The 14615-nt window shown below is 60.9% G+C and carries 13 protein-coding genes; 3 read left to right on the top strand and 10 right to left on the bottom strand.

The genetic code is table 11. The features are described 5' to 3' along the window. Position 1: 1 nt before the first annotated feature. From LGL98_RS22125 to LGL98_RS22110, 4 genes are all read right to left on the bottom strand, one after another. Positions 2-1261, bottom strand: a complete 1260-nt coding sequence (locus LGL98_RS22125; protein ID WP_136033166.1) for an NAD(P)/FAD-dependent oxidoreductase — start codon at positions 1259-1261, stop codon at positions 2-4. Further along, entirely contained in the window at positions 1258-1977 is a 720-nt protein-coding gene (locus LGL98_RS22120; protein ID WP_136033164.1) for an SDR family NAD(P)-dependent oxidoreductase, read from the bottom strand. Before LGL98_RS22120 ends, LGL98_RS22125 begins: the two co-directional genes overlap by 4 nt. Beyond that, positions 1974-2408 (bottom strand): nuclear transport factor 2 family protein, encoded by a 435-nt coding sequence (locus LGL98_RS22115; RefSeq protein ID WP_008807076.1) that lies wholly within the window; start codon positions 2406-2408, stop codon positions 1974-1976. The genes LGL98_RS22120 and LGL98_RS22115 overlap by 4 nt, the downstream gene beginning before the upstream one ends. Positions 2409-2639: 231 nt before the next feature. Beyond that, on the bottom strand, positions 2640-3368 hold the full coding sequence (locus LGL98_RS22110) for a MerR family transcriptional regulator (protein WP_002887258.1): 729 nt from the start codon (positions 3366-3368) through the stop codon (positions 2640-2642). A 116-nt stretch (positions 3369-3484) separates the two neighbouring features. Between LGL98_RS22110 and LGL98_RS22105 the strand changes: the two genes are divergently transcribed. Then, positions 3485-4018 carry a lipocalin family protein gene (locus tag LGL98_RS22105; protein WP_009309842.1) on the top strand — a complete coding sequence of 178 codons (534 nt, stop codon included), beginning with the start codon at positions 3485-3487 and terminating at the stop codon, positions 4016-4018. 9 nt (positions 4019-4027) lie between these two features. On the opposite strand, the gene LGL98_RS22100 is transcribed toward LGL98_RS22105, so the two are convergent. From LGL98_RS22100 to LGL98_RS22080, 5 genes are all read right to left on the bottom strand, one after another. Next, on the bottom strand, positions 4028-4375 hold the full coding sequence (locus LGL98_RS22100) for a DUF1294 domain-containing protein (RefSeq protein WP_004177568.1): 348 nt from the start codon (positions 4373-4375) through the stop codon (positions 4028-4030). Between the two features lie 72 nt (positions 4376-4447). Then, on the bottom strand, positions 4448-7597 hold the full coding sequence (locus LGL98_RS22095) for a CusA/CzcA family heavy metal efflux RND transporter (RefSeq protein WP_136033160.1): 3150 nt from the start codon (positions 7595-7597) through the stop codon (positions 4448-4450). An 11-nt stretch (positions 7598-7608) separates the two neighbouring features. Further along, entirely contained in the window at positions 7609-8871 is a 1263-nt protein-coding gene (locus LGL98_RS22090; protein WP_136033157.1) for an efflux RND transporter periplasmic adaptor subunit, read from the bottom strand. 44 nt (positions 8872-8915) lie between these two features. Beyond that, positions 8916-9260 carry a cation efflux system protein CusF gene (gene cusF, locus LGL98_RS22085; RefSeq protein WP_136033155.1) on the bottom strand — a complete coding sequence of 115 codons (345 nt, stop codon included), beginning with the start codon at positions 9258-9260 and terminating at the stop codon, positions 8916-8918. Between the two features lie 17 nt (positions 9261-9277). Further along, entirely contained in the window at positions 9278-10663 is a 1386-nt protein-coding gene (locus LGL98_RS22080) for an efflux transporter outer membrane subunit (RefSeq protein ID WP_136033176.1), read from the bottom strand. A 172-nt stretch (positions 10664-10835) separates the two neighbouring features. Here LGL98_RS22080 and cusR point away from each other — a divergent pair, with 172 nt between their 5' ends. Continuing rightward, a complete protein-coding gene (cusR, locus tag LGL98_RS22075) occupies positions 10836-11519 on the top strand; it encodes a copper response regulator transcription factor CusR (protein ID WP_136033153.1) in 684 nt (227 codons plus the stop codon). Then, positions 11509-12942 carry a Cu(+)/Ag(+) sensor histidine kinase gene (locus LGL98_RS22070; protein ID WP_136033151.1) on the top strand — a complete coding sequence of 478 codons (1434 nt, stop codon included), beginning with the start codon at positions 11509-11511 and terminating at the stop codon, positions 12940-12942. Before cusR ends, LGL98_RS22070 begins: the two co-directional genes overlap by 11 nt. A gap of 63 nt (positions 12943-13005) precedes the next feature. On the opposite strand, the gene LGL98_RS22065 is transcribed toward LGL98_RS22070, so the two are convergent. Continuing rightward, positions 13006-14127 (bottom strand): ribosomal protein uL16 3-hydroxylase, encoded by a 1122-nt coding sequence (locus LGL98_RS22065; RefSeq protein ID WP_136033149.1) that lies wholly within the window; start codon positions 14125-14127, stop codon positions 13006-13008. Positions 14128-14615 lie beyond the last annotated feature (488 nt).

Raw genomic sequence — 14615 nt, 5'->3', positions numbered from 1 at the left:
ATCACTTGCCCTCCGCCGCGGCGATGCCCTGTACCACGTCGAGCGCGCTGCGCACCCCATCCTCATGAAAGCCGTTGTACCAGTAGGCCCCGCAGTACCAGCTCCGCTGCTGGCCGTTAATCTCTTCGCGCCGCAGCTGGGCCGACCAGCTTTGCGGGTTAAACAGCGGATGCTCATAGACGAAGCGCTGCCAGACATAGCGATCGTCCACCGGCGCGTCCGGGTTGAGGGTGACGCAGAACAGCGGCGCGCCCGCGGGCAGCCCCTGGAGAATATTCATGTTGTAGGTGACGCAGGCCCGTGCCCGATCCCCGTCGCTCAGGCGATAGTTCCAGCTGGCCCAGGCGCGCTGGCGCTCCGGCAGCCAGCGCGGATCGCTGTGCAGCACCACCTCGTTACGCTGCCAGCCGATGTCCCCGAGGACTTCTCGTTCGGAATCGGTGGGCGCCGCCAGCATCGCCAGGGCCTGTGCGGAGTGGCAGGCGAAAATCACCTGGTCAAAATGCGCCTCCCCGGACGCCAGCCGCAGGGTGACCCCCGCCGGGTGGCGGTCCACCTGCTGCACCGGCGCGTTGAGCCGCAGGTCCAGACGATCGCCGAGCCTGGTGAGCAGGGCGCGAACGTACTCTCGGGAACCGCCGGGCACCACGTACCATTGCGGGCGATCGCGAATATCCAGCAGACCGTGGTTTTCAAAGAAGCGCAAAAACAGCGGCAACGGGAAGCGGCGCATCTCCTGCAGCGACGACGACCAGATGGCCGCTCCCATCGGCAGAATATAGTGGCGGGCGAAGAAGGGGCTGAAACGGTGGCGGGCGAGGAAGCTCTCCAGCGTCGCGCCCGGATCCAGCGCCTCGGTCAGCGCCAGTTTCGCCAGCCGGTTGAAGCGGACGATCTCGCTCAGCAGCCCCCAGAAGGCCGGCTTCAGCAGATTGCGCCGCTGGGCGAAAAGCGAGGTCAGGCTGTGACCGTTGTACTCCAGGCCGCTGGTCGGGTTGTGAACCGAGAAGCTCATCTGCGTTTTTTGCCCGTCGATCCCCAGCTCGCTGAGCAGGCCCATAAAGCGCGGATAGGTGCGATCGTTGTAGACGATAAATCCGGTATCGATGGCCCAGGTGCCCTGCGGCGTGGCGACATCCACGGTGGCGGTGTGGCCGCCCGGCGTGGCGCCCGCTTCGAACAGCGTCACCTGATGGTGTCCGGCCAGCCGCCAGGCGCAGGTCAGCCCGGCGATGCCGCTGCCGATGATGGCGATGTTCATGAGCGCACCATCCTGCGCAACAGCAGGCGCTGGATACCCGATGGCAGGCTGGCCAGCAGCCGCAGGGCCAGGCTGAAACCGGTGGGGAAGGCGATGTGGTTTTTGCCCTTCACCAGGCCATGGCGGATCGCCGTCACCGCCCGATCCACGCTCACCCGGCCGGGCATGGCGAAGTCGTTTTTGCGCGTCAGCGGGGTGTCGACGAAGCCCGGAGAGACCACCGTGACGGCCACCCCTTTGGGCTCCCAGTCCAGACGCAGGCTGTTGGCAAACCAGGTCAGCGCCGCCTTGGAGGCGCCATAGGCTTCCGCGCGCGGGAAGGGTAGCCAGTGCGCCATCGAGCTGACCAGCACCACCCGATCGCCTGCCTCCAGCTGCGTCTGCAGCGCCGCCAGGCAGTTCACCGGCCCGAGAAAGTTGGTGGCCATCACTCGCTCCACGAGGGCGGCATCCACCTGCCCGTGGTCGAGGTATTCGCAGGTCCCGGCGCAGAGAATGATCAGGTCGGCAAAACAGCCCGTCAGCGCCTGGCGACAGGCGTCCCTGTCTGTCATATCGAACAGGCGCCCACTGATGTTGGGGCTGAACTGCTGGAGCGTTGCCAGGCGCGAAGCATCGCGCCCGCAGGCGATAACCAGATGGCCATCCGCCGCGAAGGATTTCGCCAGACCGGCGCCGATCCCGGAGCTGGCGCCGGTGATGAGCACCGTCATCATGAGCGCACCCTCCGCTTCACGCCGCGTACCGCCCAGCCCAGCAGGGGAAGATGCTCGTAGATCATCTCCCCGGCGTCGTAGTAGTCGCGCTGATGGAGGATCTGCTCCCCGGCGATGTCCACCACCGAGCAACCCGGCAGGGCCAGGGTTTCTCCACCGGCAATGCGCGGATGCGACCAGTGCATGGTCCAGGTCACGGCGAACCGTTGGCCGTCGCAGAGCGGCGTGTCGATGGTGAACCGGCACTGCTCCACGTTGGCCAGCAGATGGGTAAAGTAGCGCTGGATGGCGAACAGCCCCTGATGCTGCCCAAAAGGATCGCTCAGCGTCGCGTCCGGATGGTACAGCGCGGCCAGCGCCGCGGGCGGCTGCGCGTCCAGCCCAGCGTAGTACTCAACGAAACGACGAATCACGGACGGCGAGGTGCTCATGGATCACATCCTGGCTAGATAGGGTGGCGTTATGGCATACTTAAAACTTACACAAATAAAATTATTTGTCCAAGTTTGTGATAAAATATATTTTATTTGTGTTAAAAATCATGTTGTTATGATTAGTGTTTTAAGGGGTGAAAATCGCGAGTGGTGCGAAGGGCAAGCGTGTGCCGGCCGCGCCACCGGGCGCTGGCGGAACAGAGAGTGGGGGTAAGTGAAAACAGGGGGTTAGAGCGGAATTACCTCGAGGGAGACGACCTGCTGCTGCCAGAGTTCCACCTGCCTCTGGCGGGCGGCGGAAAGTTTGCCGCTGGTAACCAGCAGCCAGTTGCGCTGGGGGAAAATCTCCGGCGCCAGGGCGGCGGGAGGCACCGGCAGGACGTCGATGCGATGACCCTGGCCGGTACGTTTGAGCGCCTCAAGCCAGATTTCGCAGGCGTCGGTCAGGTGCCAGCCGGTGATCAGAAAGTTATCCCCGGGCGCCTTCTTGTCGCCTTCGAGGCAAAACGAGGTATAGGCGATGATGATGCCGTCGAGGATTTCGCGCAGCGTCATGATGGCTGGCACGTTGGCGGAGACCTGGCTGCGCAGCGGACGCAGCACTTCGGTTACCAGCTCCTGACGCGGATATTCGCGCCCGGCGTCGTAGATCAGCTGGCGCAGGGACTCGATTTTTCCCTCTTTCAGCCGCTGCAGCATGGTCTCCTGCAGCGTCAGCCAGTTGTTGGTGCGCCGCGCGCCGGGGCGCGACAGCAGGGGCTTCACCTGGCTAACCGGCACCCCTTTTTTCACCCAGTCGAGGATCTTCAGCGCCTGCTGGACGTCGTCATCGCTGTACAGACGGTGTCCACCATCGGTGCGCAGCGGCTTAAGCAGGCCGTAGCGGCGCTGCCAGGCGCGAAGCGTGGTCGCATTTATCCCGCATAGTCGGGCAAATTCGCCGATGGAGTAAGGCATGGAGGCCACCTGTTAACAAAGAATATTCTCAATATACTACGAATCACGTCGGCTGGCGTGAAGTGTAGTGGCTTTGCACTACACTTTCCCCAACCGCGTAAATGAAAGGAGTTCTCATGAAGCTATGGCCTGTTGTCACTGGCGTTGCTATCGCGTTAACCCTGGTGGCCTGCAAATCGCCCACCCCGCCGAAGGGCGTACAGCCGATTAGCGGGTTTGACGCCAGCCGTTACCTCGGGAAATGGTATGAGGTCGCCCGCCTGGAGAATCGCTTCGAGCGAGGCCTGGAGCAGGTGACCGCCACCTACGGCACCCGCAGCGACGGGGGGATCAGCGTCGTCAATCGCGGTTATGACCCGGTCAAAAAACGCTGGAATGAGAGCGACGGAAAAGCCTACTTCACCGGCGCCCCCACCACCGCGGCGCTGAAGGTGTCGTTCTTCGGGCCATTCTACGGCGGCTATAACGTGATCCGCCTGGACGATGACTACCAGTACGCGCTGGTCAGCGGCCCCAACCGCGACTATCTGTGGATCCTGTCGCGCACCCCCACCATTCCGGCGGCGGTGAAGCAGGATTACCTGAATACCGCGCGCGAGCTGGGCTTTGACGTCGATCGCCTGGTGTGGATCCGCCAGACGCCGCGCTAGCCTCGCCGCTTAGCGGCTGAGCAGATGGGTATAAACCACGTACAGCCCGGCCAGCGCCGCCACGTTGAGCGCTACGCTGATGAAAAACCGCGTCCGGAAGGGCTGCTTTTGCGTTTTATGGCGAAAGCACTGCTGGCCGAGGATGGCCCCCGGCCAGCCTCCCGCCAGGCCCAGCACCAGCAGCGTGGTTTCCGGCACCCGGCGCCAGGCTTTGCGCGCCGCCAGCTTGTCGGCGCCATAGATAAGCCATGTCAGAAGGCTGCTCAGTAAAAACCACATCGCCAGCGGGTAGGGCAGCAGGGCGCTGCCCACGGCGGTGAGCAGCAGCAGGGAATAACATACCAGGTTCAGATTCATAGGGACGTTCACGCCGGCCAGAAGAATGGCGCCACTATAGCCAATTTCCCGGACCGGCGTAAACGCGGCGGGCTATTGGCTACGCTTGCCCCGATGCCGGGACAGCCACATCAGCTTATACGCCGCCGGAATGATAAACAGCGACAGCAGCGGGGCGGTGATCATCCCGCCAATCATCGGCGCGGCGATACGGCTCATGACTTCCGAACCGGCGCCGGTGCCCCATAAAATCGGCAGCAGGCCGGCGATAATCACCGCCACGGTCATCGCCTTCGGCCGCACGCGCAGCACCGCCCCCTGGTACAGCGCCTCGTCGAGCTTATCGACGCTGAAAGTCTGCGGATTCTCCAGCGATGGCTCCGCCTCAATGGCATGGCGCAGGTACATCAGCATCACCACGCCAAACTCCGCCGCCACCCCGGCCAGGGCGATAAAGCCGGTCCCGGTGGCTACCGATAAATGGAACCCCATCCAGTAGAGAAACCAGATCCCGCCGACGAGGGCGAACGGCACGCTGGTGATAATCAGCAGCGCCTCGCCGACGCGGCGGAACGCCAGGTACAGCAGCACGAAGATAATCATTAGCGTCATCGGCACCATCAGCTTCAGCTTCTGATTGGCGCGCTCCAGCAGCTCAAACTGCCCGGAGTAGGAGACGCTGATGCCCGGCTTCAGCTTCACCTCCTTGCCGATGGCCTGCTGCAGATCGCGCACTACCGACACCATGTCGCGGTCGCGGGCGTCGATGTAGATCCAGCTGGTGGGGCGGGCGTTCTCGGTCTTCAGCATCGATGGCCCGGTAACGACCTTGACCTCAGCGACGTCGCCGAGAACGATCTGTTGCTTCAGCGGGGTGAGGATCGGCATCTGGCGCAGGGTCTCCGGGCTGTCGCGATAGCGCTGCGGGTAGCGGATGTTGATTGGATAGCGCTCGACGCCCTCCACCGTTTCGCCGACCATCGCCCCGCCGATAGCGGACGAGACGAACAGCTGCACGTCGCCGACGGTCATTCCGTAGCGGGCCGCCTTCTCACGCTGGATATCAATGTCGAGGTAGCGCCCACCGACCAGCCGCTCGGCTAATGCCGACGTGACTCCCGGCACAGTGCGCGCCACGACCTCAATTTGCCCGGCGATGGCGTCGATATCAGCCAGGTTAGTGCCGGAAACCTTAATGCCGATCGGGCTCTTGATGCCGGTGGAGAGCATGTCGATGCGGTTGCGGATCGGCGGCACCCACAGGTTCGCCAGCCCCGGCAGGCGCACGGTCTTGTCCAGTTCGTCGACGATCTTCGCCATGGTCATCCCCGGTCGCCACTGATCCTGGGGCTTAAGTTGAATCGTGGTCTCTACCATCTCCAGCGGCGCCGAGTCGGTGGCGGTTTCGGCCTTGCCGGTTTTGCCGAACACCCGGGCCACCTCCGGCACCGTCATGATCAGTTTATCGGTTTTCTGCAGCATATCCGCCGCCTGCGCAGCGGAGATCCCCGGCAGCGTGGACGGCATATACAGCAGATCGCCCTCGTTGATCTGCGGCAGAAACTCGCCGCCGACCCGGTTAAGCGGCCAGACAACTGTCAGGATCGACAGGAGCGCGATCAGCAGAGTGGTCTTCGGCCAGTGCAGCACCTTCAGCAGCAGCGGGTGATAAATGCGGATCAAAAAGCGGTTCAGCGGGTTGCTGCTCTCCGCCGGGATCTTGCCGCGGATCCAGAAGCCCATCAGGATCGGGATCACCAGGATCGCCAGCAGCGCCGCCCCGGCCATCGACCAGGTTTTAGTGAAGGCCAGCGGGCCGAACAGTTTGCCCTCCTGACCTTCGAGGGTGAAAATCGGGATAAACGACAGGGTAATGATCAGCAGGCTGATAAACAGCGCCGGGCCGACCTCCACCGAGGCCTCGGTAATGATTTTCCAGCGCCTGTCGTTGCCGAGCTTCTGCCCTGGATGCTGATGCTCCCACTCCTCCAGCCGTTTGTGGGCGTTCTCAATCATCACGATGGCGGCATCGACCATCGCCCCCACCGCAATGGCGATCCCGCCCAGCGACATGATGTTGGCGTTGAGGCCCTGGAAATGCATCATGATAAAGGCGAAGCACAGACCGAGCGGCAGCGAAATAATCGCCACCAGCGCCGAGCGCACGTGCCACAGGAACAGGGCGCAGACCAGCGCGACAACGATAAACTCTTCCAGCAGCTTGTAGCTGAGGTTGTCGATGGCGCGGTCGATAAGCTGGCTGCGGTCGTAGGTGGTGACCACTTCCACCCCTTCCGGCAGGCTGCTTCGCAGCGACGCCAGCTTCTCTTTGACCGCTGAGATCACCTCGCGGGCGTTCTTGCCGGAGCGGAGGATCACCACGCCGCCGGCCACTTCGCCTTCGCCGTTAAGTTCGGCGATACCGCGGCGCATCTCCGGGCCGATCTGCACCCGCGCGACGTCGCCGAGATAAACCGGCACGCCGTTATCCCCGGTTTTCAGCACGATATTTTTGAAATCGTCGAGCGTCTGCAGGTAGCCGCTGGCGCGCACCATATATTCGGCTTCCGCCAGTTCGACGGAAGAGCCGCCGGCTTCCTGGTTAGAGGCGTCCAGCGCCGATTTCACCTCGCCGAGGCTGATGCCGTACTGGGTCAACTTCATCGGGTCGACAACAATCTGGTACTCCTTGACCACGCCGCCCACCGACGCCACTTCCGAGACATTAGGAATGGTTTTCAGCTCATATTTTAAGAACCAGTCCTGCAGGGAGCGCAGTTCGGCGAGGTCGTGCTTGCCGCTGCGGTCGACCAGCGCGTACTCGAAGACCCAGCCGACGCCGGTGGCGTCCGGGCCCATTTCGGCGCTGACCCCGGCGGGCAGTTTGCCCTGCACTTGGTTGAGATACTCCAGCACCCGCGAGCGCGCCCAGTAAGGATCGGTGCCATCTTCAAATATTACATACACGTAGGAGTCGCCGAATTGCGAGAAGCCGCGAACCGTTTTGGCACCGGGCACCGACAGCATGGTGGTGGTCAGCGGCCAGGTGACCTGGTTTTCGACGATCTGCGGCGCCTGCCCCGGATAGCGGGTTTTGACGATCACCTGTACATCAGAGAGATCCGGCAGGGCATCCACCGGGGTGTGGATGATGGTCCAGGTTCCCCAGATGCTGAGAAACAGCGCCGCCATCATCACCAGGAAGCGGTTGGCCACCGAGCGGCGGATAATCCATTCAATCATGGTTCCGTTCCTCAGTGCGCGTGGGCGGCAGGAGCCGCGGTACCGGGAGCCTGCGCGCGCATTCGCTCCAGCGCGCCGGCGATATTGGCCTCCGAGTCGATCAGGAACAGGCCGCTGGCGACGACTTTCTCACCCTCTTGTAGCCCGCTGCGAATGGCTGTGACGCCATTGGATTCATGGAATACCTGCACGAGTTTCGGCACGAAGCGGCCCTCGTTATCCACGGTAATCACTCGCTGCTCGCTGCCGCTGTCGATCAACGCTTTGGAGGGGATCAGCAGCATCGGTTCGCTTTCACTGGTCAGTTGCAGATAGGCATTCATCCCCGGCTTCAGCGCTTCATCCGGGTTGTTGACCTGCAGGCGTAGCTGCAGGGTGCGGGTGGCGTTATCGACGCTGGGGAGAAGGGTCCATTTGCTGATGCGGAAGGTTTTGTCCGGCCAGGCGGGAACCTGAATGCTGAACTGCGAGGCGTCTTTAATCAGCCAGGCGATGGACTCGGGGACCGCCACGCTGACCCACACCGGATCCATACCCTGGATTTTCGCCACCACATTATCTTTGGCGATGTTCATTCCGGCACGCAGGTCGAAGGCGGTAATAACGCCATTGATGGGGGCTTTGAGGGTAAAGCGGGTCTGGATTTTACGCGTGGCTTTCAGGCGGCGGATATCGTCGTCCGGCATTCCGGCGAGGCGCAGGCGCTCGAGGATCCCCTCAACCTGGGTGGCGGTGCCCCCGGTCTCCTGCAACAACAGATATTCACTCTGCGCTTCCACCCAGTCCGGGATGGTCAGCTCGAGGAGCGGCGTGCCTTGCTTGACTTTGTCGCCGACGGTCAGCGGATAGACTTTATTGATAAAGCCCGCCGCCCGCGCCTGCATAATCACGTACTGATACTCGTTATAGCTGATGTTGGCCGGGAAGGTCTGGGCGTAGCGCAGCGGCCCGCGGGTGACCGCGGCGGTTTTTACGCCGAGATTCTGGGTCTGCGTCGGGTCGATACGCACACCTGGCGCACCGGCGGCGGTACTCTCCTCATCGGCGTATTTCGGCACCAGATCCATATCCATAAACGGCGATTTACCCGGTTTATCAAAGCGAGTATTCGGGTACATCGGGTCGTACCAGAACAGCACCTTATGCTGCTGCTCGGCTGCCGGAGCGGCAGCGTGGGTCGGCGTCAGTCGGGCGTACAGCGCCGCGGTAAGCGCGCCGCCAATCAGCATGCTGCCAAGGATCAGCGCCGTATTTTTCAGTGTCAGGGATGCCATGGGTCGTCCATTCAGTCGTTGAGGGGCTTACCGTCGCCGGGCCATTAGTTGGCGCGAATATCCTGCAGCAGCGACAGGTTGCCCTGCTGAACGAAGGTGAAGTCCACGCTGTCGCCGTCCTTCACATTGTTGAGCTGCGTCTGCGGGGTGATGGTGAAGCGCATGGTCATCGGCGGCCAGTTCACCGCCGGGATGGCTTCGTGGGCGATGGTGATTTTTTTGCTATCCATATCAATAGCTTTAATGACGCCTTTGCCGCTGATGCTTTGCGCCTGTGCGGCAGCGGGCTGCTCGTGCATCGCCATACCGGCATGCGGGTCGGCGGCCCGGGCGGCGAACACCGCGCCAGAGAGCAGGGTGAACAGGGCGACTTTAGAGAGTGAATTCATGATCGGGACTCCTTGGGTTATTCCATCCAGCCGCCGCCGAGGGCGGTGAACAGGGTGATTTCATTTGCCTGACGGGAATAGTTGAGTTCCAGCAGGGTTTGTCGGGTGGTAAAAATGTCGCGCTGGGCGCTCAGGACTTCGATGTAGCTGACCGCGCCGTGACGATAGAGCGCAGTAGCGCGCTGCAGGGTGATATTTAGTGAAGCGAGATAGCGCTCCTGGGCGGCAATCTGATCGGCCAGGCTTTGGCGCAGGGCCAGCGCGTCAGCCACCTCTTTAAAGGCGGACTGTATTTTTTGTTCATAGTTGACCACCTGCTGCTGCTGGCGGATCTCCGCCAGATCGAGGTTGGCCTGATTACGCCCGGCGTTGAAAATCGGCAGTTCAATTTTGGGGATGAAGTTCCACATCGCGCTGCCGGCGTTAAACAGGCTGGAGAGCTCGCTGCTGCTGCCGGAGAGCGAGCTGGTCAGGGTGATCGCCGGGAAGAAGGCCGCCCGCGCGGCGCCGATGTTGGCGTTGGCCGCCCGCAGGCTGTGTTCCGCTTCCAGAATATCCGGCCGCTGCAGCAGGATCGCTGAGGAGAGCGATGGCGGCAGAGTGACGCCTTGCAGATCGATGGTGCTGCTGGCGCTATCGTCCGGCAGATGCTGGTAGCTGCCGAGCAGCAGTTGCAGGGCGTTATTGGCCTGCGCCAGCTGGCCCTGACGTTTGGCGATATCGGCGCGGGTGCTCTCGATCATCCCGCGCGCCTGCTCCAGCGCCAGCACGGTGGTGCTCCCGGTCAGCAGCTGTTTTTCAACGAAGGCGTAAGACTGCTGATAGTTCTGTAAGGTGTCGTTGGCCACCTGCAACTGCGCTGCCGCCAGCCGCTGGTTGAAGTAGCTTTGTGAAACGTTAGCAATCAATAGGATATGCACCGCACGCCGCGCCTCTTCGCTGGCGAAGAAGTTCTGCCGGTCGGCCTCGCTGAGATTTTTCAACCGGCCAAAGAAGTCGAGGTCATAGCTGAGATTCAGACCGGCGGCATAATCGCTGCTGGTGGTGGTGTCGCCTTTAAGCTTGCCGCCATAGGTGGTGCTGCCGTCACCGTTCAATTGCGGGTAGCGGTCGGCGTCGGTAACCCGATATTGCGCTCGGGCTTCCTGCACTTTCAGCGTCGCCATCCGTAGATCGCGGTTATTTATCAGCGCGGTGCTAATCAGGCTTTTCACCTGCGGGTCGACGAAAAAGGTGCGCCAGCCGGTCTCCTGGTAGCCCGCTGTTGCAGTAACCAGCTTGTTCTGGCTGAGAGAGAACTGCTGCGGTACCGGCGCGGCGGGACGCTGGTAGTCCGGAGCGAGCGACAGACAGCCGGTTAAGGCGAATATCACGCTGAGAGTAAGAAGCTTGATTGGGCGCATGGCGGCAGACGGTTTCGACGATTTATCCATGGCGGCTACTTTACGTAGCGGACTCTGTTCAGGGCGTGACGGGAAAATGACAAATCTGTCATTTTCCTGATATTTCATTGCTATCCGGAGGCGCTCCTCTAAAATTGAATACCCGCACAAAGCGCGCGTGAAGGAGCCTGCCGTGAAGATTTTGATTGTCGAAGATGAGAAGAAAACCGGGGAGTACCTGACCAAAGGGCTCACCGAGGCCGGCTTCGTCGTCGACCTGGCCGATAACGGCCTCAACGGCTATCACCTGGCGATGACCAGCGATTACGATCTGCTGATCCTCGACATCATGCTGCCGGATGTGAACGGTTGGGATATCGTGCGCATGCTGCGCGCCGCCGGGAAAGGCATGCCGATCCTGCTGCTCACCGCGCTTGGCACTATCGAGCATCGGGTGAAGGGGCTGGAGCTGGGCGCCGACGACTATCTGGTGAAGCCGTTCGCCTTTGCGGAGCTGCTGGCGCGGGTGCGGACGCTGCTGCGCCGCGGGGCGGCGGTAATAGTAGAAAGCCAGTTTCAGGTGGCCGACCTCAGCGTCGATTTGGTCAGCCGCAAGGTGACGCGCGGTGCGACGCGTATCACCCTGACCAGTAAGGAGTTCACTCTGCTGGAGTTCTTCCTGCGTCATCAGGGCGAGGTGCTACCCCGTTCGCTGATCGCGTCGCAGGTGTGGGATATGAATTTCGACAGCGACACTAACGCCATCGACGTGGCGGTGAAGCGGCTGCGCGCCAAAATCGATAACGACTTCGAGCCGAAGCTGATCCAGACCGTGCGCGGCGTCGGCTATATGCTTGAGGTGCCGGATGGCCGCTAAGCGCCCCTTTTCGCTGGCCACCCGGCTGACCTTCTTTATCAGCCTCGCCACCATCATTGCTTTCTTTGCCTTCACCTGGATCATGATCCATTCGGTGAAGGCTCACTTTGAAGAGCGCGACGTTCACGATCTCAAGCAGCTCAGCACCACGCTGGAGACGGTCCTCGACCACGCTGACTACCCGCCGGCGCGGCGGCTGGAGATCGTGAAGAATATCATTGCGGGCTACGCCAACGTTTTTATCTGTCTGGACGACGGCCAGGGTAATATTCTGTTTCAGTCACCCGACGGGCCGGATCTCAGCCATATGCTGAGTACGCCGGGGCTGGCGATGCAGCTCCGCGACGGGAATGTGATTTCATGGACTGACCCGCAGCCGCGAAAGATGGTTCATGATAATCATCTAATGGAGACCCGCGCCTGGCGGCTGATCATGCTGCCGCTGGGCAAGCAGGCGGACGGCAAACCGGCGTACCATCTGCTGATGGCCTTATCCATCGATTTTCACCTGCACTATATTAATGAGCTGAAAGCGAAGCTGATTTCCGCCGCGTCGATAATCAGCCTGCTGATCATCGCCATCGTGCTGTTTGTGGTCTATCAGGGGCATAAGCCGATTCGCCAGATCAGTCGCCAGATCCAGAATATTACCTCGCGGGATCTCGATGTGCGCCTTGACCCGCAGGCGGTGCCTGTCGAACTGGAGCGGCTGGCACTGTCGTTTAACCATATGCTGGAGCGCATAGAGGACGTCTTTACCCGCCAGTCCAACTTCTCCGCCGATATCGCCCATGAAATCCGCACGCCGATCACCAACCTGGTGACGCAAACCGAAATCGCCTTAAGCCAGAGCCGCAGCCCGCAGGAGCTGGAAGAGGTGCTTTACTCCAATCTCGAAGAGTTTTCGCGCATGTCGCGAATGGTCAGCGATATGCTGTTCCTCGCCCAGGCCGATAACAACCAGCTGATCCCCGAACAGCGGGCGCTGGATCTGGCTGATGAAGTGCATAAGGTGTTTGAGTTCTTTGAAGCGTGGGCGGAAGAGAAAGAGGTGGCGCTGCGTTTTGTCGGCAGCCCCTGCCGGGTGACGGGCGACCCGCTGATGCTGCGGCGAGCGATCAGCAACCTGCTGTCGAACGCGATCCGCTACACGCCTGCTGGCCAGGCGGTGACCATCCAGTTGAGCGAAAGCGCGGAGACGGTCCGCCTGGTGGTGGAGAACCCCGGTACGCCGATTGCCGCCGAACATCTGCCACGGCTGTTTGACCGTTTCTATCGCGTCGACCCCTCGCGCCAGCGCAAAGGGGAGGGCAGCGGCATCGGCCTGGCGATTGTGAAATCCATCGTCAACGCCCACCATGGCAGCGTGGCGGCGCAGTCCGATCTGCGCTCGACGCGGTTTATTGTGGTGTTGCCGAAATAGGCGTAATAACGGCTGAAAGCCAGCGGGCAGCGCCAGGCGGCTGCCCGCAGTATCGCGACTCTCTCACTCTTCGAAGTACCAGTAGCCCTGATTAATCAGCCGCGTCAGTTCGCTCACGAACGCCGGATTCTGCAGGCCGCTGCCGAGCTCTTCCTGGCCTAATGAGGTATAGCGACACAGCGCATCCAGCGCTTCGGCATCGGTGGTGTCGAGTTGTTCGCTATGCACGAAGAAGCTGTCGCCGATATGCAGAACGCGCAGGCCGCTCAGGCGGGAAAGCTTTTCACCACCCAGCAGCGCATCGACCACTTCCTCTTCTTCATACGGTGGTTCCGCCGGCGCAATATCCAGCTCGTGACGCGGGGTGGTGACGAAACTGCCGAACCACTGTTTGAAGTCTTCCGGCTGGCGAATCATATCGATCATCATGGTGCGCAGACGTTCGAGTTCATACTCTTCAACCCGGCCCGGATGTTCGCGGCAGGTGAGGTCCGGATCGCTGTAGTGCTCGCCGCCGAGATCGTTCTCCAGCACATAGTCGGCGAAGCTGCTGATCAGGTCGCGGCCGTTGGGCCCGCGGAAGCCGACGGAGTAGTTCAGGGCGGTTTCGTGGGTTATGCCGTCGTGCGGGAATCCCGGTGGAATATAGAGGATGTCGCCCGGCTGCAGATCTTCATCAATGATCGGTGGGAACGGATCGACGTGCAGCAGTGCCGGATGCGGACAGAACTGACGCATCGGCAGCTTATCACCCACGCGCCAGCGGCGGCTGCCCATGCCCTGAATAATAAAGACGTCATACTGATCGATATGCGGGCCCACACCGCCGCCGGGGACGGAGAAGGAGATCATCAGGTCGTCCAGGCGCCAGTCCGGCAGTACGCGGAATGGGCGTACCAGTTCGGCGGCGGGCATATGCCAGTGGTTTACCGCCTGGGCCAGCAATGACCAGCCGCTTTCGCCCAGCCCATCGAAATGTTCAAAAGGACCATTGCTGGCCTGCCATTTGCCGTTTTTCAGGCTGACCAGCCGGCTGTCGACTTCCGGCTCCATGGCTAACCCGGCCAGCTCGTCCGGAGTAATCGGGTCGACGAAGTCCGGAAACGCGTTTTTTAATACCACCGGCTGTTTCTGCCAGTATTTTTCTAAAAACTCGGGCCAGTTAATGTTGAGTTGATAAGCCATCGATTATTACCAGTAAGAAGAAACGGGCCTGATTATAGAAACGGGGGCCGGGTGGGCGCTTTGTCGTGGGTCAAGAGTGGTGCTTAATTCACCATTGGCGCGATAATGGCGTTGGGTAAGAGAGAAAACTCACATTTTTGCCAAAAACCGATCTTACCATAAACTGCGCTGCAGGCCGCATGAATACTGGGGTTTCGGCTATAATGGTAAGAGGATGAATAAGTGAAAAGTTCAAATAATGAGCGGTCGATAAGATTTTTCTATTTTAACGCTTGCTACTTCCGGCGAACTCCCTATAATGCGCTCCCACTGACACGGCGGATGTGAATCACTTCACACAAACAGCCGGTTAGGTTGAAGAGAAAAATCCTGAAATTCAGGGTTGACTCTGAAAGAGGAAAGCGTAATATACGCCACCTCGCGACAGAGCGCTAAAGCGCGTCGCAACTGCTCTTTAACAATTTATCAGACAATCTGTGTGGGCACTC

Source organism: Klebsiella africana (genome assembly GCF_020526085.1).
GTDB lineage: Bacteria > Pseudomonadota > Gammaproteobacteria > Enterobacterales > Enterobacteriaceae > Klebsiella > Klebsiella africana.
The sequence above is the reverse complement of the archived record's forward strand: the minus strand, read 5'-3'. Positions and strand labels throughout refer to the sequence as shown.